General features: G+C 70.1%; 23 protein-coding genes and 1 other RNA gene. 8 read left to right on the top strand and 16 right to left on the bottom strand.

Annotation, left to right across the window (positions count from 1 at the left end; all coding sequences use genetic code 11):
• Positions 1-71: 71 nt before the first annotated feature.
• The 13 genes from ftsA to KHF85_RS16545 form a co-directional block, all read right to left on the bottom strand.
• Positions 72-1307, bottom strand: coding sequence for a cell division protein FtsA (ftsA, locus tag KHF85_RS16485; RefSeq protein WP_003465508.1), 1236 nt, complete (start codon positions 1305-1307; stop codon positions 72-74).
• A complete protein-coding gene (locus tag KHF85_RS16490; RefSeq protein WP_284567484.1) occupies positions 1304-2197 on the bottom strand; it encodes a cell division protein FtsQ/DivIB in 894 nt (297 codons plus the stop codon). Before KHF85_RS16490 ends, ftsA begins: the two co-directional genes overlap by 4 nt.
• Before the next feature lie 157 nt (positions 2198-2354).
• Positions 2355-3314: a D-alanine--D-alanine ligase gene (locus tag KHF85_RS16495; protein ID WP_284567485.1), complete on the bottom strand. Its 960-nt coding sequence runs from the start codon at positions 3312-3314 to the stop codon at positions 2355-2357.
• On the bottom strand, positions 3311-4747 hold the full coding sequence (gene murC / locus KHF85_RS16500) for a UDP-N-acetylmuramate--L-alanine ligase (protein WP_284567486.1): 1437 nt from the start codon (positions 4745-4747) through the stop codon (positions 3311-3313). Before murC ends, KHF85_RS16495 begins: the two co-directional genes overlap by 4 nt.
• A complete protein-coding gene (gene murG / locus KHF85_RS16505; RefSeq protein WP_284567487.1) occupies positions 4744-6045 on the bottom strand; it encodes an undecaprenyldiphospho-muramoylpentapeptide beta-N-acetylglucosaminyltransferase in 1302 nt (433 codons plus the stop codon). Before murG ends, murC begins: the two co-directional genes overlap by 4 nt.
• Positions 6042-7364, bottom strand: coding sequence for a putative lipid II flippase FtsW (gene ftsW / locus KHF85_RS16510; RefSeq protein WP_053839674.1), 1323 nt, complete (start codon positions 7362-7364; stop codon positions 6042-6044). Before ftsW ends, murG begins: the two co-directional genes overlap by 4 nt.
• The gene (gene mraY / locus KHF85_RS16515; protein WP_003466111.1) at positions 7364-8449 is read right to left on the bottom strand and encodes a phospho-N-acetylmuramoyl-pentapeptide-transferase; all 1086 of its coding nucleotides are present in this window, start codon (positions 8447-8449) and stop codon (positions 7364-7366) included. The genes ftsW and mraY overlap by 1 nt, the downstream gene beginning before the upstream one ends.
• Complete coding sequence (locus KHF85_RS16520; protein ID WP_284567488.1) at positions 8439-9998, bottom strand: UDP-N-acetylmuramoyl-tripeptide--D-alanyl-D-alanine ligase; 1560 nt, start codon at positions 9996-9998, stop codon at positions 8439-8441. Before KHF85_RS16520 ends, mraY begins: the two co-directional genes overlap by 11 nt.
• A complete protein-coding gene (locus KHF85_RS16525) occupies positions 9995-11488 on the bottom strand; it encodes a UDP-N-acetylmuramoyl-L-alanyl-D-glutamate--2,6-diaminopimelate ligase (RefSeq protein ID WP_284567489.1) in 1494 nt (497 codons plus the stop codon). Before KHF85_RS16525 ends, KHF85_RS16520 begins: the two co-directional genes overlap by 4 nt.
• Complete coding sequence (locus KHF85_RS16530; protein WP_053839355.1) at positions 11485-13350, bottom strand: peptidoglycan D,D-transpeptidase FtsI family protein; 1866 nt, start codon at positions 13348-13350, stop codon at positions 11485-11487. Before KHF85_RS16530 ends, KHF85_RS16525 begins: the two co-directional genes overlap by 4 nt.
• Positions 13347-13610, bottom strand: coding sequence for a cell division protein FtsL (gene ftsL, locus KHF85_RS16535; RefSeq protein WP_010344441.1), 264 nt, complete (start codon positions 13608-13610; stop codon positions 13347-13349). Before ftsL ends, KHF85_RS16530 begins: the two co-directional genes overlap by 4 nt.
• Positions 13607-14698 carry a 16S rRNA (cytosine(1402)-N(4))-methyltransferase RsmH gene (rsmH, locus tag KHF85_RS16540; protein WP_284569583.1) on the bottom strand — a complete coding sequence of 364 codons (1092 nt, stop codon included), beginning with the start codon at positions 14696-14698 and terminating at the stop codon, positions 13607-13609. The genes ftsL and rsmH overlap by 4 nt, the downstream gene beginning before the upstream one ends.
• A gap of 14 nt (positions 14699-14712) precedes the next feature.
• Positions 14713-15114 carry a division/cell wall cluster transcriptional repressor MraZ gene (locus KHF85_RS16545; protein ID WP_003466125.1) on the bottom strand — a complete coding sequence of 134 codons (402 nt, stop codon included), beginning with the start codon at positions 15112-15114 and terminating at the stop codon, positions 14713-14715.
• Between the two features lie 372 nt (positions 15115-15486).
• On the opposite strand from KHF85_RS16545, the gene KHF85_RS16550 reads away from it, so the two are divergent.
• The 4 genes from KHF85_RS16550 to KHF85_RS16565 all read left to right on the top strand — a co-directional run bounded on the left by KHF85_RS16550 (position 15487) and on the right by KHF85_RS16565 (position 17542).
• Positions 15487-16275 (top strand): NRDE family protein, encoded by a 789-nt coding sequence (locus KHF85_RS16550; protein WP_284567490.1) that lies wholly within the window; start codon positions 15487-15489, stop codon positions 16273-16275.
• Between the two features lie 59 nt (positions 16276-16334).
• Positions 16335-16701, top strand: an RNA gene (gene rnpB, locus KHF85_RS16555) — RNase P RNA component class A.
• 149 nt (positions 16702-16850) lie between these two features.
• On the top strand, positions 16851-17081 hold the full coding sequence (locus tag KHF85_RS16560; protein ID WP_284567491.1) for a DUF4160 domain-containing protein: 231 nt from the start codon (positions 16851-16853) through the stop codon (positions 17079-17081).
• Positions 17060-17542, top strand: coding sequence for a DUF2442 domain-containing protein (locus KHF85_RS16565; protein ID WP_284567492.1), 483 nt, complete (start codon positions 17060-17062; stop codon positions 17540-17542). The genes KHF85_RS16560 and KHF85_RS16565 overlap by 22 nt, the downstream gene beginning before the upstream one ends.
• A gap of 79 nt (positions 17543-17621) precedes the next feature.
• Here the strand turns inward: KHF85_RS16565 and rsmI are convergent, their stop codons facing one another.
• On the bottom strand, positions 17622-18446 hold the full coding sequence (gene rsmI / locus KHF85_RS16570) for a 16S rRNA (cytidine(1402)-2'-O)-methyltransferase (RefSeq protein WP_064541568.1): 825 nt from the start codon (positions 18444-18446) through the stop codon (positions 17622-17624).
• Positions 18447-18527: 81 nt separating this feature from the next.
• Here rsmI and KHF85_RS16575 point away from each other — a divergent pair, with 81 nt between their 5' ends.
• Genes KHF85_RS16575 through KHF85_RS16590 form a run of 4 tightly spaced genes read left to right on the top strand, consistent with a single transcriptional unit; the run spans position 18528 to position 22542 of the window.
• A complete protein-coding gene (locus KHF85_RS16575) occupies positions 18528-20255 on the top strand; it encodes a penicillin-binding protein activator (RefSeq protein WP_284567493.1) in 1728 nt (575 codons plus the stop codon).
• Entirely contained in the window at positions 20245-20613 is a 369-nt protein-coding gene (locus KHF85_RS16580) for a YraN family protein (RefSeq protein WP_284567494.1), read from the top strand. Before KHF85_RS16575 ends, KHF85_RS16580 begins: the two co-directional genes overlap by 11 nt.
• 1 nt (position 20614) lies before the next feature.
• The gene (locus KHF85_RS16585; protein ID WP_284567495.1) at positions 20615-21160 is read left to right on the top strand and encodes a metal-dependent hydrolase; all 546 of its coding nucleotides are present in this window, start codon (positions 20615-20617) and stop codon (positions 21158-21160) included.
• Positions 21157-22542 carry an FAD-binding oxidoreductase gene (locus KHF85_RS16590; RefSeq protein WP_284567496.1) on the top strand — a complete coding sequence of 462 codons (1386 nt, stop codon included), beginning with the start codon at positions 21157-21159 and terminating at the stop codon, positions 22540-22542. Before KHF85_RS16585 ends, KHF85_RS16590 begins: the two co-directional genes overlap by 4 nt.
• 210 nt (positions 22543-22752) lie before the next feature.
• Here KHF85_RS16590 and KHF85_RS16595 read toward each other — a convergent pair whose 3' ends face one another.
• Positions 22753-23169: a hypothetical protein gene (locus KHF85_RS16595; RefSeq protein ID WP_284567497.1), complete on the bottom strand. Its 417-nt coding sequence runs from the start codon at positions 23167-23169 to the stop codon at positions 22753-22755.
• Positions 23170-23768: 599 nt separating this feature from the next.
• Complete coding sequence (locus KHF85_RS16600; protein WP_284567498.1) at positions 23769-24176, bottom strand: hypothetical protein; 408 nt, start codon at positions 24174-24176, stop codon at positions 23769-23771.
• Positions 24177-24209: the final 33 nt, after the last annotated feature.

Consider the following 24209-nt stretch of genomic DNA (forward strand, 5'->3'; position numbering starts at 1 on the left):
ACCTTCTCTGCTCTCCGCCCTTCCGCTCTCCGCTTTTGCTCTTCCGGGTCCCGAGTCCCGAGTCCCGGCTCTCAAAACTCCCCGCGATACCAATTCTTCAATTTCTTGAACAGACTGCCGGCACGCCCGGTGGGCAGCGACGGACGCCGTGGGTGTTCGATCTGGCTGCCCATCAGCAGCAGGCCCACGCCGGTGGCGTGCACCGGGTTGCCGACCACTTCGCCCAGGCCGGTGACGTGCTGCGGGATGCCCACGCGCACCGGCATCTGCACCATTTCCTCGGCCAGTTCGACCACGCCTTCCATTTTCGAGGCGCCACCGGTCAGCACCATGCCGGCACGCACCAGTTCCTCGAAGCCGGAACGGCGCAGTTCGGCCTGCACCATCTCGAAGATCTCCTCGTAGCGGCCCTGCACCGCCTGCGCCAGCGAGTGGCGCGGCATGCGCCGCGGCGGACGGTCGCCGACGCTCGGCACCTGGATGCTTTCCTCGGCGGTGGCCAGCTGCGCCAGCGCGCAGGCGTAGCGCACCTTGATCTGCTCGGCTTCCGGGGTCGGCGTGCGCAGCATGTGCGCGATGTCGTTGGTGACGTGGTCGCCGGCGATCGGCAGCGAGGCGGTGTGGCAGATCGCGCCCTGCACGAACACCGCCAGGTCGGTGGTGCCGGCGCCCATGTCCACCAGCACCACGCCCAGTTCGCGCTCGTCGGCGGTCAGCACCGCCACCGAAGACGCCAGCGAGGACAGGATCAGATCGTCCACCTGCAGGCCGCAGCGCTGCACGCACTTGCTGATGTTGGCCGCAGCCGACTGCGCGCACACCACCAGGTGGGCGTGCACTTCCAGGCGCACGCCGGTCATGCCGACCGGATTGCGGATGCCTTCCTGCGAATCGTCCAGCACGTACTCGCGCGGGATCGCGTGCAGGATGCGCTGGTCGGCCGGAATCGCCACCGCCTTGGCCGCTTCCAGCACCCGGTCCAGGTCGTTCCAGGTCACTTCGCCATCGCGGATCGGCACGATCCCGGGCGAGTTCTTGCACTGCACGTGGTTGCCGGAGATCGATGCGTAGACCGAACGGATCTCGCAGCCGGCCATCAGCTCCGCTTCCTCGACCGCGCGCTGGATCGACTGCACGGTGGATTCGATGTCCACCACAACGCCGCGCTTGAGCCCGCGCGATTCGTGCGAACCGATGCCGATCACCTCGATCGGGTTGCCGGGCGAATACTCGCCGACCAGCGCGACGACCTTGGAGGTGCCGATGTCCAGTCCAACGATGAGGGATTTGTCGCCTTTGCGGTTCATGTGTGGGTACTGCGTAGAAGGGGGAGGTTCGGGACTGGGGCGTGCGGGACTCGGGACTCGGGACTCGGGACTCGAAGAGCCAGTGATGCGAACGCGACCGCTTGACCGCTCGTGCTTTTCCCGGGTCCCGAGTCCAGAGTCCCGAGCGCCGGCTTCTTCGAGTCCCGAGTCCCGGGTCCCGCGTCCCGGCTTTCAACGGCCTTGCGACTCACCGTGAAGCCATTGGTATAGCGCAGGTCGGCGCGCGCGATCGGCGCCTGCTCCGGCGTGGCCAGTTGCGGCAGCACGCGGGCGAAGCGCGCCAGGCGGGCGCGGGCGTCGTCGCGGCCGACCACGACCTGCACGCCGTTGCCCAGCTGCAGCGACCAGCTGCCGCGCGCGTCCATCGCCACGCCGTCGACCTGCAGTCCGGCCGGCGCGAACAGCGCGCGCGATTCGTTGTACAGCGCGATCACGTCCTGCGCCTTGGCGTCCGGCCCGGCCAGCTGCGGCAGCGCCATGCCGCGCAGCTCGCTCGGCAGCGCGAAGATGCGGCCCTGCTCGGACAGCATGCGATCGCTGCCCCAGCGCGCGAACGGGCGGTGCTCGGTGACGCGCACTTCCAGTACGTCCGGCCAGCGCTTGCGCACCCGCGCGCTCTCCACCCACGGCAAGCGCTCGATCGCGTTCTGCGCGTCCTGCAGGCGCACCGCGAAGAAACCGCGGCGCGCATACGGCAACACCACCTGGCGCAACTGCTCGGCCGGCACGCGCTTGAAATCGCCGCTGACCTGCAACCGGCTCAACGGCCAGCGCTCGGCGCCGACCCAGCCGTTGAGCACCGCCACCACCGGCAGCGCGACCAGCGCCAGCGCCAGCAGCCAGGCGAGGATGCGCAGGAGGGCGCTCATGCGTTTGCCTCGGTGGAACCGGGACTCGGGACTCGGGACTCGGGACTCGTAAAAGCGGCGCCCCTGGCAGCGATGCGTGCGCGCACGAACGGGCGCAGCAGCGCATCGGCGGCGCGCGGCGCTCCGAGTCCCGAGTCCCGAGTCCCGAGTCCCGAAGTCACAGCGTCTGCTCCAACACCCGCCACACCAATTCCTCGAAGCCGATGCCGGCCTGGCGTGCGGCCTTGGGTACCAGCGAGTGGCTGGTCATGCCCGGGGCGGTGTTGGCTTCCAGCAGCGCGAAATCGCCGCTGGCGCCGTCGCGCATCACGTCCACGCGGCCCCAGCCGCGGCAACCGGCGGCGCGGAACGCGGCCAGCGCCAGCTCGCCGAGCGTGCGCTCGTCTTCGCCGTCCAGGCCCGGACACAGGTACTGGGTGTCCTCGGCCACGTACTTGGCGTGGTAGTCGTACCACTGGCCCTTGGGCACGATGCGAATCGACGGCAGCGCGGTGTCGCCGAGGATGGCCACGGTCAGTTCGTCGCCGACGATCATCTGCTCCATCAGCAGTTCGCCGTCGTAACGTGCGGCCAGCGCCACCGCCTCGTCCAGCTGGGCCGGTTCGAACACGCGGGTCACGCCGACGCTGGAGCCTTCGTTGGCCGGCTTGACGATCACCGGCAGGCCCAGCTGCGCGGCGGCGGCATGGATCGCGTCGGCCTGCGCGGTCGCCGCCAGGCGCACGTAGCGCGGCGTCGGCAGGCCCAGCGACAGCCACACCTGCTTGGTCCGCACCTTGTCCATGCTCAGCGCCGAGCCCAGCACCGGCGAGCCGGTGTAGGGCACGCCGAACGCCTCCATCAGGCCCTGCACGATGCCGTCTTCGCCGCCGCCGTTGTGGCCGTGCAGCACGTTGAACACGCGATCGAAACGCTTGTCCACCAGTGCCTGCGCCAGCGCCGCAATGCCGTCCACGGCGACCGCATCGACGCCGCGCGCGCGCAGCGCCTCGAGCACGTTGCGGCCCGAATCCAGCGACACCTCGCGCTCGCTGGAGGTGCCGCCGAGCAGCACCGCGACGCGGCCGAACACGGCCGGGTCGGTGTGCCGCGGCGACGGGAAAGGCTGCGCGCTCATGACTTGGCTCCGCCGACGAAGCCGTCCTGGGCGATGTGCTGGGCGACGTAACCGATATCGCCCGCGCCCATCATCAACAGCAGGTCGCCGTCCTGCAGCACGTCCGGCAGCACGTTGCTCAACTCGGCGACCTGCCCGACCACCACCGGCTCGCTGCGCCCGCGCGCACGGATCGCGCGCGCCAGCGAACGCGCGTCGGCGCCGGGGATCGGCGTTTCGCCGGCCGGGTAGACCTCGCTGAGCACCAACGCGTCCACTTCCGACAGCACCGCGGCGAACGCGTCGAACTGGTCGCGGGTGCGGCTGTAGCGGTGCGGCTGGAACGCGACCACCAGGCGCTTGTCCGGCCAGCCGCCGCGCGCGGCGGCGAACACCGCGGCCAGTTCGCGCGGATGGTGGCCGTAGTCGTCGACCAGGCGCACGCGTGCGCCGGCGGCGGTGGTCACTTCGCCCAGATCGTTGAAGCGGCGGCCGATGCCGGCGAAGCTCTGCAAGGCACTGGCGATCGCCTCGGGCGCCACGCCCAGCTGCCAGCCGATGGCGGCCGCGGCGAGTGCGTTGAGCACGTTGTGCCGGCCCGGCAGGGCCAGCGTCACCGGTGTGCTGCTGCCTTCCGGCAGGCGCAGGGTGAAGCGCATGCGCGGGCCGTCCTGGACCACATCCTCGGCGCGCACGTCGGCGTTTTCGCTGAGGCCGTAGCTCATCACGTGGCGCGGGGTCTTGGCGGCCAGCGCGGCCACTTCCGGATCGTCGATGCACAGCACCGCCAGCCCGTAGAACGGCAGGCGCTGCAGGAATTCGGCGAACGCAGCCTGCACCCGGGCGAAATCGTTGCCGTAGTTCTCCAGGTGATCGGCGTCGATGTTGGTGATCACCGAGATCAACGGATTCAGGCGCAGGAAGCTGCCGTCGCTCTCGTCGGCCTCGGCCACCAGCCACTGGCCGCCGCCGAGTTTGGCGTTGGCGCCGGCGGCGAGCAGCTGCCCGCCGATCACGAAGGTCGGGTCCAGCCCGCCTTCGCTGAGCACCGCCGCGGCCAGGCTGGTGGTGGTGGTCTTGCCGTGCGTGCCGGCCACCGCGATGCCGCGGCGGAAGCGCATCAGCTCGGCCAGCATCGCCGCGCGCGGCATGATCGGGATGCGCTGGCTGCGCGCCTCCATCAGCTCCGGGTTGTCGTCGCGGATCGCGCTGGACACCACCACGCAATCGGTGCCGAGCACGTTGGCCGCCGAATGCCCGCGCATCACCCGCGCACCGAGCGTGACCAGGCGCCGCGTCGCCGCGTTATCGGCGTTGTCCGAGCCGGACACCTCGTAGCCCAGGGTCAGCATGACCTCGGCGATCCCGCTCATGCCGGTGCCGCCGATGCCGACGAAGTGCACGCGCGGAAACGCGCGGACCAGGTCGCCGGTGTCGTGGAGACGGCGAATCATGCGGCGCCTCCTGTGGAGGCGGCGGGACTCGGGACTCGGGACTCGGGACTCGGGGGAAGCGGAGCGGCGGCGCTACGCGCCCCCCCATTGGAATCGTCTGCTTGCATATGCTTTTGCTCTTGTTCTTGCTGTTGACGAGTCCCGAGTCCCGAGTCCCGAGTCCCGGCTCCATCGAGTCCCGAGTCCCGGGTCCCGGCCTCTTCCAGAATGATGTCCGCAATCCGCTCGGCCGCATCCGGCTTGGCCAGGTTGCGCGCGGCCTCGGCCATGGACAGGCGCCGTGCGGGGTTGCCGAGCAGGTCGCGCAGCACGCCCTGCAGGTTGGTCGCCAGCGCGTCGTCCTGCTTCAGCAGCACGGCGGCGCCGCGTTCGACCAGGTAGTCGGCGTTGCGGGTCTGGTGGTCGTCGACCGCGGCGGCGAACGGCACCAACACGCTGCCGATGCCGACCGCGCACAGTTCGGCCAGGGTCGAGGCGCCGGCGCGGCACACGATCAGGTCGGCCCAGGCGTAGGCGGCGGCCATGTCGCCGATGAAGGCTTCGACGCTGGCGGCGACGCCGGCGTCGGCATAGGCCTGGGCCGCTTCGTCGCGCAATTTCTCGCCGCACTGGTGGCGCATGTCGACCTGCGCGCCGAGCGCGGCCAGCGCGCGCGGCAGCGCCTGGTTCAGCGCGCGCGCGCCCTGGCTGCCGCCGAGCACCAGCAGGCGCACCGCGCCGTCGCGCGCGGCGAAGCGCTGCGCCGGCGGCGCCAGCGCGGCGATCTCGGCGCGCACCGGATTGCCCACCGCTTCCTCGCGCGCAGCGAAACTGCCCGGGAATCCGGTCAGCACGCGCCGCGCGACGCGCGACAGCACCTTGTTGGTCAGGCCCGGGGCGCGGTTCTGTTCGTGCACCAGCAGCGGCAATTTCATCAGGCGTGCGGCGATGCCGCCCGGGCCGGCGGCGAAGCCGCCGAAGCTGACCACCGCGCGCGGCATGCGCCGGCGCAGCACGAAGCCGGCGGCGCGGATCGCGCGCATGATCCGCAGCGGCGCGCCGAACAGCGCCAGCGCGCCCTTGCCGCGCAGGCCGCCGATCTCGATGGTGTCGATCTCGATGCCGTGCTGCGGCACCAGCTGCGTTTCCATGCGCCCGGCCGCGCCCAGCCACACCACCGGCACGCCGCGCGCGCGCAGCACCTTGGCCACCGCCAGCGCCGGGAAGATGTGCCCGCCGGTGCCGCCGGCCAGGATCATCACCGGGCGCGACGCAGCGTCGGTCACGACGGTGCTGGTCATCGGCACGGACACACTCATCCCAGCCTCCCGAAGGTCGGCTCGACCCGCGGCTGCATGCGGCTGGTGCCGCGCGCGGGGGTGCCTGCCTGGATCGCCGCGGCCACCGCGCTGGCGCTGGCTTCGCGCGCGGCCTGAAGGTCCTCGGCGCTGTCCACGGTCTGCCTGACCGGCGGCGCCGCATCGCTGCGCACCTTCGCCACCTGGCGTTCGGCGCGATCGAGTTCGTAGGACACGCGCAGCAACAGACCCATCGCCACGCAGGTCATCAGTACGCTGGAACCGCCGGCGGAGATCAGCGGCAGGGTCAGGCCCTTGGTCGGCAGGATGCCCAGATTCACGCCGACCGAGACGAAGCTCTGCAGGCTGATCCACAGGCCGATGCCGAAGGCGATGTAGCCGGAGAAGTGGCGCTTCATTTCCACGCAGCGCATGCCCAGCCAGAACGCGCGCCCGACCAGCAGCGCGTACAGCGCGATGATCAGGCACACGCCGGTGAAGCCCAGCTCCTCGGCGATCACCGAGAAGATGAAGTCGGTATGCGCTTCCGGCAGGTAGTTGAGCTTCTGCACCGAGCCGCCCAGGCCGACCCCGAACAGTTCGCCGCGGCCCACCGCCATCAGCGCGTTGGACAACTGGTAGCCGGAACCGAGCTGGTCGGCCCACGGGTCCAGGAACGAGGTGATGCGGCGCAGGCGGTACGGTTCCAGGATCGCGATGAAGGCGAACACCGGTAGCCCGATCACGATCGGCATCGACATGCGCGGCAGGTTGACCCCGCCCAGCACCAGCATGCCGGCGGTGATCGCCAGCAGCAGCGTGGAGGAACCGAAGTCCGGCTGCATCAGCAGCAGGCCGACCAGCGCCACCGCCACGCCCAGCGGCTTGAGCATCGCCGGCCAGGTCGCGTTGACCTCGTCGCGGAAGCGCACCAGATAACTGGACAGCCACACGATGTACAGCACCTTGACCGCTTCCACGGTCTGGAACTTGGAGATGCCCAGGTTGATCCAGCGTCGCGCGCCGTTGACGCTGCTGCCCAGGCCGGGCACGAACACCACGATCAGCAGGCCGAAGCAGGCCAGCAGCAGCAGCTGGTTGTACTGCTCGATGTTCTTCAGCTCGGTGCGCATGGTCCAGATCGCCAGGCCGATGCCGCCGGCCAGGAACAGCATGTGCCGGGTCAGGTAGTAGAACGGGCTGACGGTCAGCTCGATCGAGCTGGAGCCGACCATCACCACACCCAGCGAGGCCAGCGCCACCACGGCGCCGAGCAGCCACGGGTCGTAGCGGCCGCCGATGGCCTCGAGTCGGGTTGCCTGGCGCGCGGCGTCGTTCATCAGCGCACCTTCAACGTGGCCAGGCCAACCAGCACCAGCACCACCGAGATGATCCAGAAGCGCACGATCACCCGCGGCTCGGGCCAGCCCTTGAGCTCGAAGTGGTGGTGGATCGGCGCCATGCGGAACACGCGCTTGCCGGTGAGCTTGAACGAGGCGACCTGGATCATCACCGACAGCGTCTCGATCACGAACACGCCGCCCATGATCACCAGCACCAGTTCCTGGCGCACGATCACCGCGATGGTGCCGAGCACCGCGCCCAGCGCCAGCGCGCCGATGTCGCCCATGAACACCATCGCCGGATAGGTGTTGAACCACAAAAAGCCCAGGCCCGCGCCGGCGATCGCCGCGCAGATGATGATCAGCTCGCCGGCGCCGGGGATCGAGGGAATCTTCAGGTAGGCGGAGAACACCGCGTTGCCCGAGGCGTAGGCGAACACGCCCAGCGCACAGGCCACCAGCACCGTGGGCATGATCGCCAGCCCGTCCAGGCCGTCGGTCAGGTTCACCGCATTGGAGAAGCCGACGATCCAGAAGTAAGCGATGGCGACGAAGCTGATCCCGGCCAGCGGCAGCGCGATCGACTTGAACATCGGGATGTAGAAGGTGATCGCGGCCGGCACGTCGGCGGTGTAGTACAGGCACAGGCCCGCGGCCAGGCCGAAGATCGACTGCAGAAGGTACTTCCAGCGCGACTTCAGCCCGTTCGGGTCGCGGCGCACGATCTTGATCCAGTCGTCGTACCAGCCGATCACGCCGAACGCCAGCATCACCGCCAGCACCAGCCACACGTAGCGGTTGCGCAGGTCGCCCCACAGCAGCACCGACAGCAGCACGGTGATCAGGATCATCGAACCGCCCATGGTCGGCGTGCCGGCCTTGGAGAAATGGCTCTGCGGGCCGTCCTGGCGGATCGGCTGGCCGCCCTTGAACTGCGCCAGCTTGCGGATTACCGCCGGCCCCAGCCACAGCGACAGGAACAGCGAGGTCAGCGCCGCGAGGATGCCGCGGAAGGTGAGGTAGCCGAACAGCCCGAACAGGCTCTCCAGCTGCTGCAGCCAACGGGACAGTTCAAGCAGCATGCGGCGCCTCCTCTCCCTGGGCCAGCAGCGCGCTCACGATCTTATCCATGGCGCTGCCGCGCGATCCTTTGACCAGGAGGGTTGCCGGGACTCGGGACTCGGGACTCAGTGAAGCCGGGACTCGGGACTCCGGACTCCGGACTCGTAAAGGCGCAACGCCAACGGACGCAGCACCGGTGTTCTCATGCATTTGCTCTGTTTCCTGCTCTTGATCCCGCTGTTCCCGAGTCCCGAGTCCCGAGTCCCGAGTCCCGACCGCACGGAGGTCCGCGCGCAGCGCCGCAATCAACGCCGCATGACTATCGAACACGCGCCCGTTCTCGCCGAAGGCCTGCGCAGCGATGGCGCTGAGCGGGCCCAGCGCGTACAGCCGGGTCAGGCCGGCGTCGCGGGCGCGGCGGCCGCCGCTGGCGTGCAGCGCCTCGGCGCCGTCGCCGAGTTCGCGCATGTCGCCCAGCACCAGCCAGCGCTCGCCGCCGGCCGCGGCCAGCGCGTCGATCGCCGCGGCCAGCGAACCGGGGTTGGCGTTGTAGCTGTCGTCGATCAGCACCGCGCCGCCGGGCAGCGTGTGCGCGATCTGCCGGCCCGGCACCGGCTGCACCTGCGCCAGGCCGGCGGCGATCAGCGCCGGCGCAATGTCCAGCGCCAGCGCCAGCGAGGCGGCGGCCAGTGCGTTCATCAGGTTGTGCCGGCCCGGCAGCGGCAGCGTCGCGTCGACCTCGCCCTGCGGGGTGACCAGCACGAACTGCGAGCGGTCCGGACCCACCCGCAACTGCGTGGCGGTGACCTCGGCGCTGGCCTGCAGGCCGAAGCGCAGCACGCGTGGGGCCGGCGCCGGCAGACGCTGTTCGAACCACCGCCCGAACGCGTCGTCGGCATTGATCACCGCGGTGCCGTCGGCCGGCAGCGCGGCGTAGATCGCGCCCTTGGTCTCAGCGACGCCAAGCAGGCTGCCCATGCGCTCCAGGTGCGCCGCGGCGACGTTGTTCACCAGCGCCGCGTGCGGGGCGACGATGTCGGTCAGGTAGGCGATGTCGCCCGGCTTGCCGGCGCCCATTTCGTAGATCGCGTAGTCGGCCGCGTCCGGCGCTTCGATCACCGCCAGCGGCAGGCCGATCTCGTTGTTGCGGTTGCCGGGATTGGCATGGACGCTGCCACCGTTCACCCGGCAGGCATGCTGCAGGATCGCCAGCAGCAGCGCCTTGACGCTGGTCTTGCCGTTGCTGCCGGTGATCGCGGCCACGCGCGTGGCGCGGCCGCGTTGCATGCCGGCGGCGATCCGCGCCAGCGCCAGTTGGGTGTCGGCGACCAGGATCTGCGGCAGTTCGCTCTGCGGCTGCAGCAATTCCACCAGCAGCGCGCTGGCGCCGCGCGCGGCGGCGTCGGCGACGAAATCGTGGCCGTCGAAACGCTCGCCGCGCAGCGCCACGTACAGGCTGCCCGGCGCCAGCGTGCGCGTGTCGTGGGCGATCGCGTCGATCGCCACGTCGTCGCCATGCAGCTCGGCACCGGCCCAGTGCGCGATCATCGACAGCGGCAGGCGCTTCATCGTGCGCGCTCCATGGCGCCAGCGGCGCGCGCCTGCAGCGCCTGCGCAGCGATCTCGGTGTCGTCGAACGGATGCTGGATGCCGGCGATGTCCTGGTACGGCTCGTGGCCCTTGCCGGCGATCAGCACGATGTCGTCGGGGCCGGCTTCGGCCACGGCCAGGGCGATGGCCTGCGCGCGGTCGCGCTGCACGCGCACCGCGTGCAGGTCGGTGAACCCGGCCAGGATGTCGGCGACGATGCGGTCGCCATCCTCGCCGCGCGGATTGTCGTCGGTGACGATCACCGCGTCGGCCAGGCGCTGCGCGATCGCCGCCATCTGCGGGCGCTTGCCGGTGTCGCGCTCGCCGCCGCAGCCGAATACGCACAGCAGGCGGCCGTGGGCGTGGCCGCGCAGGCTGTCCAGCGCCTGCTCCAGCGCGTCCGGGGTGTGCGCGTAGTCGATCACCAGCAGCGGCTGCGCGTCGCGGCCGCCGAGGCGGTTCATGCGCCCGCGGATCGGCTGCAGCTGCGACAGCGTCGCGGCGATGCGCGCCGGCGCCACGTCCAGCGCATGCAGCGCGCCAGCCACGGCCAGCAGGTTGTCCACGTTGAAGCGACCGAGCAGCGGCGACTGCACCGAGTGCCGCGCGCCGTCGATCAGCAGGTCGAAGCCGATGCCGCGTGCGTCCAGGCGCAGCGCCTCGGCGCGCAGCGTGGCGCCGGCCTGGCCGCGCGAGCTGACACCGATGCGGCGCAGCGCCGGGTCCAAAGTCGCCAGCAGCGCGCGGCCGAATGCGTCGTCGAGATTGACCACCACCGCCTTCAGCCCCGGCGTAGCGAACAGGCGCGCCTTGGCCGCGCCGTAGCCGGCCATGTCGCCGTGGTAATCCAGATGGTCGCGGGTGAGATTGGTGAACACCGCCACGTCGAAGTACACCGCATCGACGCGGCCCTGGTCCAGCGCATGCGAACTCACTTCCATCGCCACCGCCTGCGCGCCGGCGTCGCGCAGCTGCGCCAGCAGCGCGTGCGTCTGCAGCACCAGCGGGGTGGTGAAACCGGTCGGCACCACGGCGCCGTACAGGCCGACGCCGAGCGTGCCGATGCTGCCGCTGCGCGTGCCCAGGCACTGCCAGGCCTGCGCCAGCAACTGCACGGTGGAGGTCTTACCGTTGGTGCCGGTGACCCCGACCATGGTCATCGTCTGCGACGGATGGCCGTGGAACTGGTCGGCCATCGCGCCCATGCGCGCGCGCAGGCCCGGCACCGCGATCGCGTCGGCCGGCGCCGGCAATTCGGACGGGGCCGGCGGTTCGAACAGGATCGCCGCGGCGCCATTGGCCTGCGCCTGCGCGACGAAGCCCAGCCCGTGCGCGCCGAACCCGGCGATCGCCACGAACGCATCGCCGGCGCGCACCGCGCGGCTGTCCATGACCAGCCCGGACACCTGCACGTCGCGCGCCAGCGCCACATCCGGCAACAGCTGCGACAGCGGCAGCGCGCGGCTCACTGGCGGGTCTCCTGCACCGGCACCGGCTGCGCGGCCGGCGGCGGCGCGACGGCGCGCACGCTCGGCAGCGCCGCTTCCACTTCGGCGGCGGCATCGGGCACCAGCGCCGGGTCCGGCTCCGCCGGCACCGGCGGCGGCGCATGGCCGCTCTTGCCGGCGGCCTGCGCCGCCAGCCACGCCTGGATGTCGTCCGGCGGCACGTCCATGAGGCGCAGCGCGCCTTCCATCACGTTGTGGAACACCGGCGCGGAGACCAGGCCGCCGTAGTATTTGGCGCCCTGCGGATCGTTGATCACGATGACCGTGGCGAAGCGCGGATTGCTGGCCGGCACCAGGCCGGCGAACAACGCGTTGTAGTGGCCGCGGATATAGCCGCCGGGACCGTTCAGGCGCGCGGTCCCGGTCTTGCCGGCGACGTGGTAGCCGAGGATCGCCGCGCCCTTGGCGCCGCCCTGGGTGACCACGGTCTCCATCATCGTCACCACTTCCTTGGCGATCGCCGGGCTCAGCACGTCCTTGGTTTCTTCGTGCTGGCCCTTGATGAAGGTCGGCGTCACCAGCTTGCCGCCGTTGCCGAGCGCGCAGTAGGCGCGCGCGATCTGCAGCGGCGTCACCGACAGGCCGTAGCCGTAGGACATGGTGGTCTTGGACGACCCGCTCCAGCGTCCCGGCGGCGGCAGCACGCCGGCCGATTCGCCGGGGAAGCCGCTGTGCGGGGCGCTGCCGTAGCCGTAGCTGTGGATCTGGTCGTAGAAGGTCTGGTCCGGCAGTTTGGCGCCGATCTTGGCCGCGCCGATGTTGGAACTGCGGGTGATCACCCCGGTCACGGTCAGCACGCCGTTGTTGCGCGGCACGTCCTTGATGGTGAAGCGGCCGACCGCCATGTAACCCGGGTTGGTGTCGATCAGCGTGTCCTTGGTCACCACTCCAGCCTTGAGCGCGGTGGAGATGGTCAGCGGCTTCATCGTCGAACCCGGCTCGACCAGATCGGTCACCGCGCGGTTGCGGCGCGCATCGGAATTGACCCCGGTGACCGAGTTCGGGTTGTAGGTCGGCAGGTTGACCATGGCCATGATCTCGCCGGTGGCCACGTCCATCACCACGATCGAACCGCCGGCGGCGTTGTTCTGCGCCAGCGCGTTGCGCAATTCCTTGTAGGCCAGGAACTGGATGCGGCGATCGATGCTGAGGGTCAGGTCCTTGCCCGGCTCGGCCGGCTTGACCAGGTCGATGCTCTCCACGATCGCGCCCTTGCGGTCGCGGATCACGCGCTTGGAACCGGGCTTGCCGCGCAGCCATTCGTCGAACGCCAGCTCCAGCCCTTCCTGGCCGCGGTCGTCGATGTTGGTGAAGCCGAGCACGTGCGCCATCGCTTCGCCCTGCGGGTAGAAGCGGCGGAACTCGCGCTGCGAGAACACGCCCGGGATGCCCAGCGCGACCACCGCATGCGCCTTGTCCGGATTGATCCGGCGCTTGAGGTACATGAACTCCTTGTCCGACTTCTGCGACAGCTTGGCGGCCAGCTCGTCGCTGGGCAGTTCCAGCGCCTGCGCCAGCTGCGGGATGCGGTCGGGATTGCGCAGCAGCTCCTGCGGATTGACCCAGATCGACTCCACCGGCGTGGACACCGCCAGCGGCTCGCCGTTGCGGTCGGTGATCATGCCGCGCGAGGTGGCGATCGGCAGTTCGCGCAGGTAGCGCGCCTCGCCCTGGCGCTGGTAGAAATCGCTGTTGATGATCTGCACGTAGGCGGCGCGGCCGATCAGGGTGACCGAGCACAGGCTCAGCGCCGCACCGACCAGCACCAGCCGGCCACGGAGATTGAAGTTGCTGCGCGGGCGGTTGCGGCCGGTCTTGCTCATGGCCGCACCACCACGATGTCGCCGGTTTCCGGGAACTTCATGCCCAGCCGCTCGCGCGCGACCTGGTCGACGCGATTGCTTTCCGCCCAGGTCGCCTGCTCCAGCTGCAGCCGGCCGAACTCGATGTTCAACTCGTCGCGGTTGTGCTCCAGCCGCGACAGCTCGACGAACAGCTGGCGATGGCGGTGGCGCATGTACACCACGCCGATCGCCGAAGCGATGGTGCAGGCGAGCAGGACGAGTAGCAGGAGGCGGCTCATGGCGCGCTCCTGTGGAGCTGCGCCGGGACTCGGGACTCGGGACGCGGGACTCGGAAAAAGCCCGACCCGTCCGACCGATCACCGCCGCTGTTGCCTCTTCCGAGTCCCGAGTCCCGAGTCCCGAGTCCCGGCACTCCTAGCTTCTCAGCCACCCGCAACACCGCACTACGCGCCCGCGGATTACCGGCCAGTTCGTCGGCGTCGGCCTTGATCGCGCCGCCGTGCAGTTGCAGGGTCGGCACGAACGGCTGCGCTTCGGGCAGGCGGCGGTTGCTCGGCGGGGCCTTGGCGTGGCGGTTCATGAACTGCTTGACGATGCGGTCTTCCAGCGAGTGGAAGCTGATCACCGCCAGGCGTCCGCCCGGCTTGAGCTTGGCCAGCGCCGCGTCCAGCCCGGCTTCGAGGTCGGCCAGCTCGCGGTTGATGTGGATGCGGATCGCCTGGAAGCTGCGCGTGGCCGGATGGGTCTTGCTGTCGCCGCGCGGCATCACGCTGGCGATCAGGTCGGCCAGCTGCGCGGTGCGGGTCAGCGGCTGCTCGGCGCGGCGCGCCACGATCGCGCGTGCGATGCGCCGGCTCTGGCGTTCGTCGCCATAGGTCCACAGCACGTCGGCGATGGCGCGCTCGTCGGCGCGCGCCAGCCACTGCGCTGCGCTTTCGCCGGCGTCCGGGTCCATGCGCATGTCCAGCGGGCCGTCCTTGCCGAACGAGAAACCGCGCTCGGCCACGTCCAGCTGCGGCGAGGACACGCCCAGGTCGAACAGCACCCCGTCCAGCTCGGCGGCGGCGTCCCACTGGCCCAGTTCGGCGAAGCTGCCGCGGCGGATGCGCACGCGCGCGTCGCCACCGAACGCATGTTCGGCTGCGACGATCGCCTCGGGATCCTTGTCCATCAACAGCAGCCGGCCTCCTGGGCCGAGTTTGTGCAGCACCCCGCGCGCGTGTCCGCCACGCCCGAACGTGCCATCCAGATAGATTCCGCCTTCGATCACCTGCAGCCCGTCCATGACCTGCGCGAACAACACCGGCACATGCGCCGCCGGCGGTTGCGACACCGGAAGGTGACCGGCCTGCGCCTGTCCGCGCATCCGGACACCCCGGCTCACAACTTCAGATCGAGCAATCCATCGCCCAGATCCTCATCAGACAATGTCTGCTGGATCAGTGCGCGATGAGCCTGCTCGCTCCATAGTTCGAACTTGTCGCCCATGCCCAACAGCACGGCGCGCTTTTCGATGCCCACCGCAGCGCGGTGGCTCGGCGGGATGGTGATGCGGCTGTTGGCGTCCAGCTCCAGCGCGGCCGAGGAACCCACCAGCTTCTGCTGCAGGACCCGCACCACGCGCTGGGTGTTGGGCTTGGCCATGACGTCGTCACGGACCCGCTCCCATTCCTTTTCCGCGTACAGCCACAGGCACCCGGCTTCGAACGGGTTGTAGGTCAGCACCAGCCGATTGCCGCTCGCACGCACGACGAGGTCGCGGTACGCGGTGGGAACCGCCATACGCCCCTTGTCGTCCACCGTGATTGCGGTCTCGCCCTGAAACACGACGCCTACACCTTTTCAAATCCGCCTGGACGGTCATTGAACCACGAAAAACCACAAAAAACCCGGTTTCCCCTCGAGTACCCACCTTAGCAGCGCCCGAAAGGTTGTCAACAACTTTGCAAGCGATAAATCGCTAGCCGCATCAATGGCTTGCGCCATTCTTTAGAGACTTGTTCAAAGGTTATCCACAAGTTACTGTTTCGTCTCATATTTTGAGATTGAGCGGAAATTCAGCCGCGTGCACAAGGCGTTAAGACAATGGCCAGCTGTCGGGTCCGCTCCGGACCGGCTCGCATGCCACTGCGCAAACCCGCACAATCCTGGCCTATGTGCCTGGCCGCCCTCGCCCTCCACTCGCACCCGCGCTGGCGCCTGCTGCTGGTCGGCAACCGCGACGAATTCCATGCCCGCCCGACCGCGCCGCTGCAGCGCTGGGCGGCGCCGGCACAGCGGATGCTGGCCGGGCGCGACCTGCGTTCCGGCGGCAGCTGTGTGGGCCTGGACGACGCCGGCCGCTGCGCCGTGGTCACCAACGTGCGCGATCCGCTGGCGTCGATGTCAGGCGCCTCGCGCGGCGCCCTGGTCGCCGACTACCTGGCCGGCGCCGCGCCGGCGGCCGCCTTCGCCGACGCCCTGGCGCTGCGCGCCGACGCCTATCCGCCGTTCAACCTGCTGCTGGCCGACGCCGCCGGCGCCGACTACCTGGGCAACCATCCGCCGGCCCGGCAGCGCCTGGCACCCGGCATCCACGGCATGTCCAATGGCGCGCTGGACGCGCCCTGGCCGAAAACCGTGCGCCTGTGCGCAGTCCTGGCCGGCTGGAGCGCCGCCGGCGACGGGGACCTGACCCCGCTATGGCGGGCGCTGGCCGACGAGACCATCGCCGCCGACGCGCAGCTGCCCGACACCGGCGTGGGCCTGAAGCTGGAGCGGCGCCTGTCGCCGGCCTTCATCCGCGGCCACGACTACGGCACCCGCGCCAGCACCATCGTCGCGGTGGACGGCGACGGCCGCGGCTGGATCCACGAGCGCCGCTTCGGCGCCGATGGGGTGTTCCTGGGGGAGACGCGGCTGGAAGGGCTCGGGACTCGGGACCGGGGACTCGGGACCCGGTAAAGCAAATGCTTTCATACCGCGCGGCGCGGTGGCGCCGCACATGCGACAATACCCACGGCGGAGTCGGCCAGACAGTCGCGTCATCCCGGTGCATTTCGGTGCAGCGGGGTGCCGAGGAAAGTCCGGGCTCCATAGGGCAAGGTGCCAGGTAACGCCTGGGCGGCGCGAGCCGACGGATCAGTGCAACAGAAAGATACCGCCTAAGTCTGCGCAAGCAGACCGGCAAGGGTGAAATGGTGCGGTAAGAGCGCACCGCGAGTCCGGTAACGGACCGGTACGGCAAACCCCACCTGGAGCAAGACCAAATAGGGACCTCATGGCGCTGCCCGCGTCGGGTCCGGGTAGGTTGCTCGAGCGCCGCGGTGACGCGGCGCCTAGAAGAATGACTGTCCACGACAGAACCCGGCTTATCGGCCGGCTCCGCCACTTTCTCAAAAATCTCCAGACGCCCGGCAGGCTCCCGGGTGCGGAGGCGTTGCGCTTGGCTGTGACGAAACGCCTTTCAGGCCGATACACGCGTCCAGGACGGCCCCACCCCCGTTGCGCCGATGCAATGATTGCACTATTTTGGACGCATGCCGACCATCGCCCGTTTCGCCAGCAGCGTCGTCACGATGTACGCGGCCGACCACCTTCCACCCCATTTCCACGTCCGCACCAAGGATGGTCGAGAAGCCTTGATCGTCATCGAAACCCTTGCGGTTCTCTCCGGCCACCTGAGCCGGCGCGAGCTGAGTGCGGCACTGGAATGGGCCGCCGCGAACAAGGCCGCCCTGGTCACCCGATGGCAGGAGTTGAATCCATGAACCAGCCTCAATTCGTCATTACCCAGGTGAAGGCCATCGCGACCGGCGAACTTGCGTTGACCTTCGCCGACGGCTTTGCCTGCACGGTCGATTTAAGCGAAGTCCTGGCCTCGCACCCTTCCCTGAAGCAGGCGCGGATGCCGCATGTCTTCGCCAAGGTCTCGCTCGACGAATGGAAACGCGGCGTCATCTTCGGCGGCAACGATGACCTGGCGCTGGCCAGCGACAACCTACGGGCCCTCGCCATCGAGCAGGCCGGCGACTACTCGCACCAGCAGATCGTCGCCTGGATGCATCGCCACGACCTGACGCTGGATTCGGCCGCCGCGGCATTGGGCGTGAGCCGGCGCATGCTGGCCTATTACCGCAGCGGCGAGAAGCCCGTCCCCAGGAGCATCGGGTTGGCGATGCTGGGATGGGAAGCCGAACAAGCAGGGTTCCGCTTCCCGGCAGTGGCCTGACAGCGCATTCGCCCGGGAACGGCAGCTGCGCGATTGCCCGCTGCAGGCCGGCCGGCATGCGCTCGGTATTGCGGCCGTCTCAGCCCCCGTACAAGGCCTTGCGCGGCGCCCCGGTGATCTCCGCGGCCAGCTTGGCGGCGGTGGACGGCGGCAGGTGCGCGCTGAGCGTGGCGTAGACGCGGCGGCCCTCGGCCAGTTGCGCGTCGGCATCGTCGCCGGCACCCTGCACGATCAGCACGAACTCGCCCTTGCGCTGGTTGGCGTCGGCCTCCACCCGCGCCTGCAGCGCGGCCAGGCTGCCGTCGAGCACGGTCTCGAACAGCTTGGTCAGCTCGCGCGCCAGCACCGCCGGGCGCGCGTCGCCGAACGCGGTGCGGCAGTCGGCCAGGGATTCGACGATGCGGTGCGCCGATTCATAGAACACCAAAGTGCGCGGCTCGCCGGCTAGCCGCGCCAGGCGCTCGCGGCGGCCGGAGGCCTTGGCCGGCAGGAAGCCCTCGAAGCTGAAACGGTCGCTGGGCAGGCCGGCCACGCTGAGCGCGGCGATCGCCGCGCAGGCGCCGGGCACCGGGCTGACCCGTACCCCGGCCTCGCGCGCGGCGCGGACCAGTCGGTAGCCGGGATCGCTGACCAGCGGGGTGCCGGCGTCGCTGATCAGGGCCAGCGACTCGCCGCCGAGCAGGCGCGCGACGATGCGCTGCGCCAGCGCGTCCTCGTTGTGCTCGTGCAGCGCGAGCAGCGGCCTGTCGATGCCGAAATGCGCCAGCAGCTGGCCGCTGCGGCGGGTGTCCTCGGCGCAGATCGCGGCGACCGCGCGCAGCACCTCCTGCGCGCGCGGCGTCAGGTCGGCGAGATTGCCGATCGGCGTGGCGACGACATGCAGGGTTCCGGGCTGGGCGCTCATCTACGGCTTTCCATGGTCAAGGGTAGAATCGTAGCGGTTTTCCCCGGCGCGCCCCGGCGTGCCCAGCCGAATGGACCAGAAATGAACAAGCGATTCGCAAGGATTTCCGCCCTGTCGCTGCTGGCGCTGCTGTTCGCCGGTTGCGCCACCACCAGCGTGACGCAGAGCGCGTCGTCGCCGGCCCAGTCCGCGGCGCTGATGCTGCTGGAGCGGGGCCAGCCGCGGGAAGCGGCGCTGCAGCTGGAGGCGCAGGCCACCGCCGCTGCCGGCAGCGAGCGCAACCAGCTGCTGGCCGATGCCGCCTTCGCCTGGTATGAGAGCGGCGACGCCGCGCGCGCGCGCAGCCTGGCCGCGCAGGTGCAGCCGCGCCAGCTATCGGGCCTGAGCAAGGTGCGGCTGGCCCTGGTCAACGCCGAGCTGGCCCTGGTCGACCGCCAGCCGGCGCAGGCGCTGCAGGCGCTGGGCAGCGATCCGCAGGCGGTGCCGCAGAACCTGCGCGCACGCTGGCACCTGGCCCGCGCACAGGCGCTGGAAGGCACCGGCGATGCCACCGCGGCGCTGGACGAACGCGCCCGCGCCGACATCGGCCTGACCGGCCAGGCGCGCAGCGACAACCAGCGCGCCATCGTGCGCCAGCTGGCGGCGTTGGACGACGCCACCCTGAAGGCGCGCGCCGCCGCGCTGCCGGCCGGCGACCCCCTGTACAACTTCGCCGGGCGCGCGCTGATCAGCCGCGGCCTGGCGCTGCCGCACCCGTTCGACCGCGGCGAACAGTGGGGCTTCGACACCAGCAAGCGGCCGCCGGCCGAGCGCGACGGCTACCGTCCGCCGGCCAAGCTGGCGGTGCTGCTGCCGCTGAGCGGCACCCTGGCCAACGTTGCCGCGCCGGTGCGCGACGGCCTGCTGGCCGGCTACTACGGCGAGACCCGGCGCCGCCCGGAGATCAACTTCATCGACACCACCGGCACCGCAGCCGGCGCGCTGGCCGCCTACCAGAAGGCGATCGACGGCGGCGCCGACTTCGTGGTCGGCCCACTCGGCCGCGACGAGGTCAGCGCGCTGTTCGCGCGCGACGCGCTGCCGGTGCCGCTGCTGGCGCTCAATCGCGGCACCAGCACGCCGCCGGCCGGCAGCGCCGGCTTCTCGCTGGCGCCGGAAGACGACGGCATCGCCGCCGCCGAGTACCTGCTGGCGCACGAGCGCCGCAACGCGCTGGTGATCGGCAGCAACGACGACAACGGCCGCCGCGCGGTGGCCGCGTTCCGCGAGCGCTTCGTCGAGCGCGGCGGCAAGGTCGCCGCCAGCGTCAGCGTGGCCGAAGTGCCGGGCGATGTCGGCGCGCAGCTGCGCAACGCCAGCGCCGCCGATGCGGCGTTCCTGGCGGTGAAGGGCAGCACCGCGCGCGCGCTGGCGCCGCAGCTGGCGCTGGCCGGTTTCGCCGGCAAGAGCCGGGTGGCGACCTCGCAGCTGGTGCTGGGCACCGGCAAGCCGGAGGACGACCTGGTGCTGGACGGCATCGCCTACCCGAGCGAATTGTGGAACGTGCGCGGCGTCGGCGGCCTGCCGGCGGCGAGCAGCGTGGCCGAGACCCTGCCGACCGCGCGCGGCCCGGCCGCGCGCCTGTTCGCGTTCGGCTACGACGCCTGGCAGATCAGCGCCTACCTGGAGAAGCTCGCCACCGGCGCCGAGGCCAACCTGCGCGGCGCCACCGGCGTGCTGCACCTGGACGGCTTCGGCAACATCCTGCGCACCCCGGCCTGGTCCACCTTCAGCGGCGGGCGCGCGACGCCGCTGCCCGATGGGCGTTGACCGCCGGCAACGCGGCAACGACGTGGAAGCGGCGGCGCGCGCCGAACTGGAGCGCGCCGGCCTGCAGCTGATCGCCGCCAACGTGACCTACCGCGGCGGCGAACTGGACCTGGTGATGCAGCAGGCGCAGTGCCTGGTGTTCGTCGAGGTGCGCTACCGGCGCAACGACGCGTTCGGCGGCGGCGCCGCCTCGATCGACCGGCGCAAGCGTCGCCGACTGGTGGTGGCGGCGCAGCTGTTCCTGGCCGCGCATCCGCACTACGCCAACTGGCCGTGCCGCTTCGATGTGGTCGAGGCCGAAGGCGAACCGCCACCGCTGACCTGGCTGCGCGATGCGTTCCGCGCCGACGACTGCTGACGTGCCCAGCATCTTCACCCACGCCGCGATCCCGCTGGCGCCGTGGCCCGCCGCCGATCGCGAACGCACTTGCATGCGCCTGCTCGGCGCCGGCATCGTCGCATCGATGCTGCCTGATCTGGACGTGGTCGCGTTCGCCCTGCACATTCCCTGCGCCGATGCGTTCGGCCATCGCGGCGCCAGCCATTGGCTGCTGTTCGCCGCGGTGCTGGGCGTGCTCGGTGCGCTGCTGCACCGACCGCTGCGTGCCGGCGCGCTGCAGGCGGCGACCTGGACGTTGGTCTGCACGGTCTCGCGTCCGCTGCTCGATGCGCGGACCTGCGGCGGCCTAGGCGTCGCCCTGGCCTGGCCGTGGCGCGAGCAGCGCTGGTTCGCGCGGTGGCGGCCGATCCGCGTCGCGCCGTTCGCCAACGGCTTGTTCGGCGCGCGCGGCATGGCCACGCTGTGGTCCGAAGCGCGCTGGGTGTGGCTGCCGCTGGCGGCGGCGGTCGGCAACTGGAAACTGCTGCAAGCGCCCCCCTCTCCCGCTTCGCGATCGCTGCCATGACCACGCCGCTGCCTGCCGCCCTGACCGACACCCTCGCCGCGCTGCTCGGCGCCGACGGCTGGCGCACCGACGCCGCCAGCCGCCGCAGCTACGGCGAGGACGACTCGCGGCGCTGGGCGCTGGCCGACGCGGTGGCGCTGCCACAGACCCGCGCGCAGGTGCAGGCGATCGTGCGCGCCTGCCGCGCGCACCGCGTGCCGATCGTCGCACGCGGCGCCGGCACCGGCACCGCCGGTGCCGCGGTGCCGTTCGACGGCGGCGTGGTGCTGTCGTTCGCGCGCATGAACCGCATCGTGCAGCTGCGCCCACAGGACCGCTGCGCGGTGGTCGAGCCGGGCGTGCTCAACGGCGACCTGCAGCAGGCGCTGGCGCCACATGGCCTGTTCTGGCCACCGGACCCATCCAGCGCCGAGATCTGCAGCGTCGGCGGCAACCTGTCGACCAACGCCGGCGGCCCACGCGCGGTGAAGTACGGCGCCACACGCGACAACGTGCTCGGCGTGGTCGCGGTGACCGGTGCCGGCGAGCTGATCCGCTGCGGCGGCGCCTACACCAAGGACGCCACCGGCTACGACCTGACCCACCTGCTGGTCGGCAGCGAAGGCACCCTGGCGCTGATCGTGGAAGCCACGCTGAAGCTGTCGCCGCGGCCGCTGGCGCAGGCCGGGCTGCGCGCGTTCTACCGCGATGCCGGCAGCGCCGCGGCGGCGGTGTCGCGGCTGATGGCGCAGCCGACCACGCCGGCGATGCTGGAATTCATGGACCGCAGCGCGATCGCGCTGCTGCGCCGCAACGGCAGCGACGTGCCCGAGGCCGGCGCGATGCTGCTGATCGAGGCCGACGGCGACTACGACACCCTGCCCTACGCGCTGCAGGCACTGGGCGCGGCGGCCGAGGGCGACGGCCTGCTGTCGCTGGACGTGGCCACCGACGGCGCCGCGCGCGACCGGCTATGGGCCGCGCGGCGTGCGCTGTCGCCGGCGCTGCGCACGATCAAGCCGGGCAAGATCAACGAAGACGTGGTGGTGCCGGTGTCGCGCATCCCCGAACTGGTCGCCGGGGTGGAAGCGCTGGCGGCGGAATTCGACCTGCCGATCGTCGCCTTCGGCCATGCCGGCAACGGCAACCTGCACGTCAACATCATGTACGCGCCCGACGATGCCAGCGAGACCGCGCGTGCGCACGCCGCGTTGCCGCGCCTGTTCGCGCTGGTGCTGGCGCTGGAAGGCACGCTGTCGGGCGAACACGGCATCGGCGTGGCCAAGCGCGACTACATGGCCCAAGCCTTCGACACGGCCACGCTGGACGCGATGCGCGCGGTCAAGCGCGCGCTGGATCCGGACGGCATTCTCAATCCGGGGAAGGTGTTGCCGGAGGCGTGAGCGGGACTCGGGACTCGGGACTCGGGACTCGGGACTCGCAAGAATCGGCCTGATGCCGCGGGCAGGCAAGCGGCGACCGCTTTTTGTAGGAGCGGCTTCAGCCGCGACGAACGCAGCGCAAAAGGCTGACGACTTGGGACTCTGTCGGGGCTGAAGCCCCTCCTACAGTGCACCGGGCCAACATCGGGGGAACAGCGGAGAGAACCGCGCCTAGCGTGAAGGCCCACTCGGCGCTTGGGCCAGGCTCACTGCATTCTGCTGTTGGAGGGTGTCCTGCTGCGCCGCTCGCTGCAAAGAATCGGACATCGAAGGAGGAGCTGAACTCAGATCGATCTGGATGCGCGTTCCAGGAGGAAACGATGCGGCCACCCAAGCCTGGTCATCCTTCATGAAAACCTGCGCGTCGCGCTCGCGAATCCCTTCCGCTTTAGCCAGCACCGACGCGTGCAGCACATGGGCATCGGAGACGGAAGCCGGGAACTGCTCGCGCAAGGCCGAATACATCGGATAAGCGGCATGTCCTTGCGGAGGAGCCGCCACGTCGAACGGTTCCGGAGTGCCGTGCAGACGCATCCTGGGCACGATGGTCCGGTCGTAATATCCGCCGTAGTACTGCTCGTAGGTCAAATGCGTGCTGACCGAGGGCTGCTCGGTTTGAACACCTGCCCGACCTGATCGAGCGCGGCGTCTCGCCCGAGCCGGCCCGCCAGATACTGATCCGCGATGGCCGCGTCTGCCGAGGCCTGTCGCCGCTACCGGAGATGCCGATGTCGGCACCGCCACCGGCAAGTATCTCTTTTCGGACCTGCGCATTGCTAAGCGTGGCGGTTGCCTCACCACGCAACATGCTGACGACATAGGTTTCGCGCGACGACATGTCGGGCCGCTCGGTGAATCGATGATGCCCCATTTCATGGGAGATGGAACGTGCGATCCGGCCACCATGACCCATCGCATTTTCATCAATGACGATGGCGCGGCCAGGATCCAGATAGGTCCCGCCCCCCGCCCTTCCCCAGATCACATCGATACGGTCGTGCCGCAGTTGCGCCAAACCGCCTCGCAGCGTTGCCGACTGTTCCAGGAAGGGTTGTAGCGACGCATCCTGCAATGGCGTCGCCGGTCGTGCCGGCGGCGCACTCGCCGACGCTTGCGACGCATTGGGCTCTGGCATTGATCCCGTCATTCAACGCAACTCCTTTGCCTGTACAACGGCGATGCGGCGGTCAGTTCTTGCGGATTGTCATCTGCGTCAGACGCGTCTGATCCTGGGAAAGACCCAGGATTACCCGCGTGTCGTTCGCCACGTCCACGGACCAGTAGGCTGCCGAATCGGCGGCATCGGGCCGCGGCGGATACAACACCGCGTTCGGCCATGGCACCTGCTCGATCGGCACCCCTGGCGCAGGAAATCGCAACCGCAAGGTGGCGTGCGACGCATCGTCCGTGGTGCTGCGCAGTTCGATGTCGCTGACCTGGATCCCGCCCAGTACACCACTGTCGCTCACGCGAACGTCGAAACCATCCCTCGGTTGCGCTGGACCCAACTGCGCATGCAACTGTGCGTTGACCGCTGCAATATCGTCGAACCCGGTACCCGCCAGGCGATCCACGCTTTGCTTGATGCGCTCCATCACATTTCCTCTGCTGGCTACGCTAGGTGCCGC

This window comes from Xanthomonas graminis pv. graminis, from assembly GCF_030168915.1.
GTDB lineage: Bacteria > Pseudomonadota > Gammaproteobacteria > Xanthomonadales > Xanthomonadaceae > Xanthomonas_A > Xanthomonas_A translucens.

What these genes read in the sequence shown, in the direction of transcription:
- ftsA (WP_003465508.1), bottom strand. Translation starts at nt 1,307, where the DNA reads ATGAACCGCAAAGGCGACAAATCCCTCATCGTTGGACTGGACATCGGC.
- KHF85_RS16490 (WP_284567484.1), bottom strand. Translation starts at nt 2,197, where the DNA reads ATGAGCGCCCTCCTGCGCATCCTCGCCTGGCTGCTGGCGCTGGCGCTG.
- KHF85_RS16495 (WP_284567485.1), bottom strand. Translation starts at nt 3,314, where the DNA reads ATGAGCGCGCAGCCTTTCCCGTCGCCGCGGCACACCGACCCGGCCGTG.
- murC (WP_284567486.1), bottom strand. Translation starts at nt 4,747, where the DNA reads ATGATTCGCCGTCTCCACGACACCGGCGACCTGGTCCGCGCGTTTCCG.
- murG (WP_284567487.1), bottom strand. Translation starts at nt 6,045, where the DNA reads ATGAGTGTGTCCGTGCCGATGACCAGCACCGTCGTGACCGACGCTGCG.
- ftsW (WP_053839674.1), bottom strand. Translation starts at nt 7,364, where the DNA reads ATGAACGACGCCGCGCGCCAGGCAACCCGACTCGAGGCCATCGGCGGC.
- mraY (WP_003466111.1), bottom strand. Translation starts at nt 8,449, where the DNA reads ATGCTGCTTGAACTGTCCCGTTGGCTGCAGCAGCTGGAGAGCCTGTTC.
- KHF85_RS16520 (WP_284567488.1), bottom strand. Translation starts at nt 9,998, where the DNA reads ATGAAGCGCCTGCCGCTGTCGATGATCGCGCACTGGGCCGGTGCCGAG.
- KHF85_RS16530 (WP_053839355.1), bottom strand. Translation starts at nt 13,350, where the DNA reads ATGAGCAAGACCGGCCGCAACCGCCCGCGCAGCAACTTCAATCTCCGT.
- ftsL (WP_010344441.1), bottom strand. Translation starts at nt 13,610, where the DNA reads ATGAGCCGCCTCCTGCTACTCGTCCTGCTCGCCTGCACCATCGCTTCG.
- rsmH (WP_284569583.1), bottom strand. Translation starts at nt 14,698, where the DNA reads ATGCGCGGACAGGCGCAGGCCGGTCACCTTCCGGTGTCGCAACCGCCG.
- KHF85_RS16545 (WP_003466125.1), bottom strand. Translation starts at nt 15,114, where the DNA reads ATGGCGGTTCCCACCGCGTACCGCGACCTCGTCGTGCGTGCGAGCGGC.
- KHF85_RS16550 (WP_284567490.1), top strand. Translation starts at nt 15,487, where the DNA reads ATGTGCCTGGCCGCCCTCGCCCTCCACTCGCACCCGCGCTGGCGCCTG.
- KHF85_RS16560 (WP_284567491.1), top strand. Translation starts at nt 16,851, where the DNA reads ATGCCGACCATCGCCCGTTTCGCCAGCAGCGTCGTCACGATGTACGCG.
- KHF85_RS16565 (WP_284567492.1), top strand. Translation starts at nt 17,060, where the DNA reads ATGGCAGGAGTTGAATCCATGAACCAGCCTCAATTCGTCATTACCCAG.
- rsmI (WP_064541568.1), bottom strand. Translation starts at nt 18,446, where the DNA reads ATGAGCGCCCAGCCCGGAACCCTGCATGTCGTCGCCACGCCGATCGGC.
- KHF85_RS16575 (WP_284567493.1), top strand. Translation starts at nt 18,528, where the DNA reads ATGAACAAGCGATTCGCAAGGATTTCCGCCCTGTCGCTGCTGGCGCTG.
- KHF85_RS16580 (WP_284567494.1), top strand. Translation starts at nt 20,245, where the DNA reads ATGGGCGTTGACCGCCGGCAACGCGGCAACGACGTGGAAGCGGCGGCG.
- KHF85_RS16590 (WP_284567496.1), top strand. Translation starts at nt 21,157, where the DNA reads ATGACCACGCCGCTGCCTGCCGCCCTGACCGACACCCTCGCCGCGCTG.
- KHF85_RS16600 (WP_284567498.1), bottom strand. Translation starts at nt 24,176, where the DNA reads ATGGAGCGCATCAAGCAAAGCGTGGATCGCCTGGCGGGTACCGGGTTC.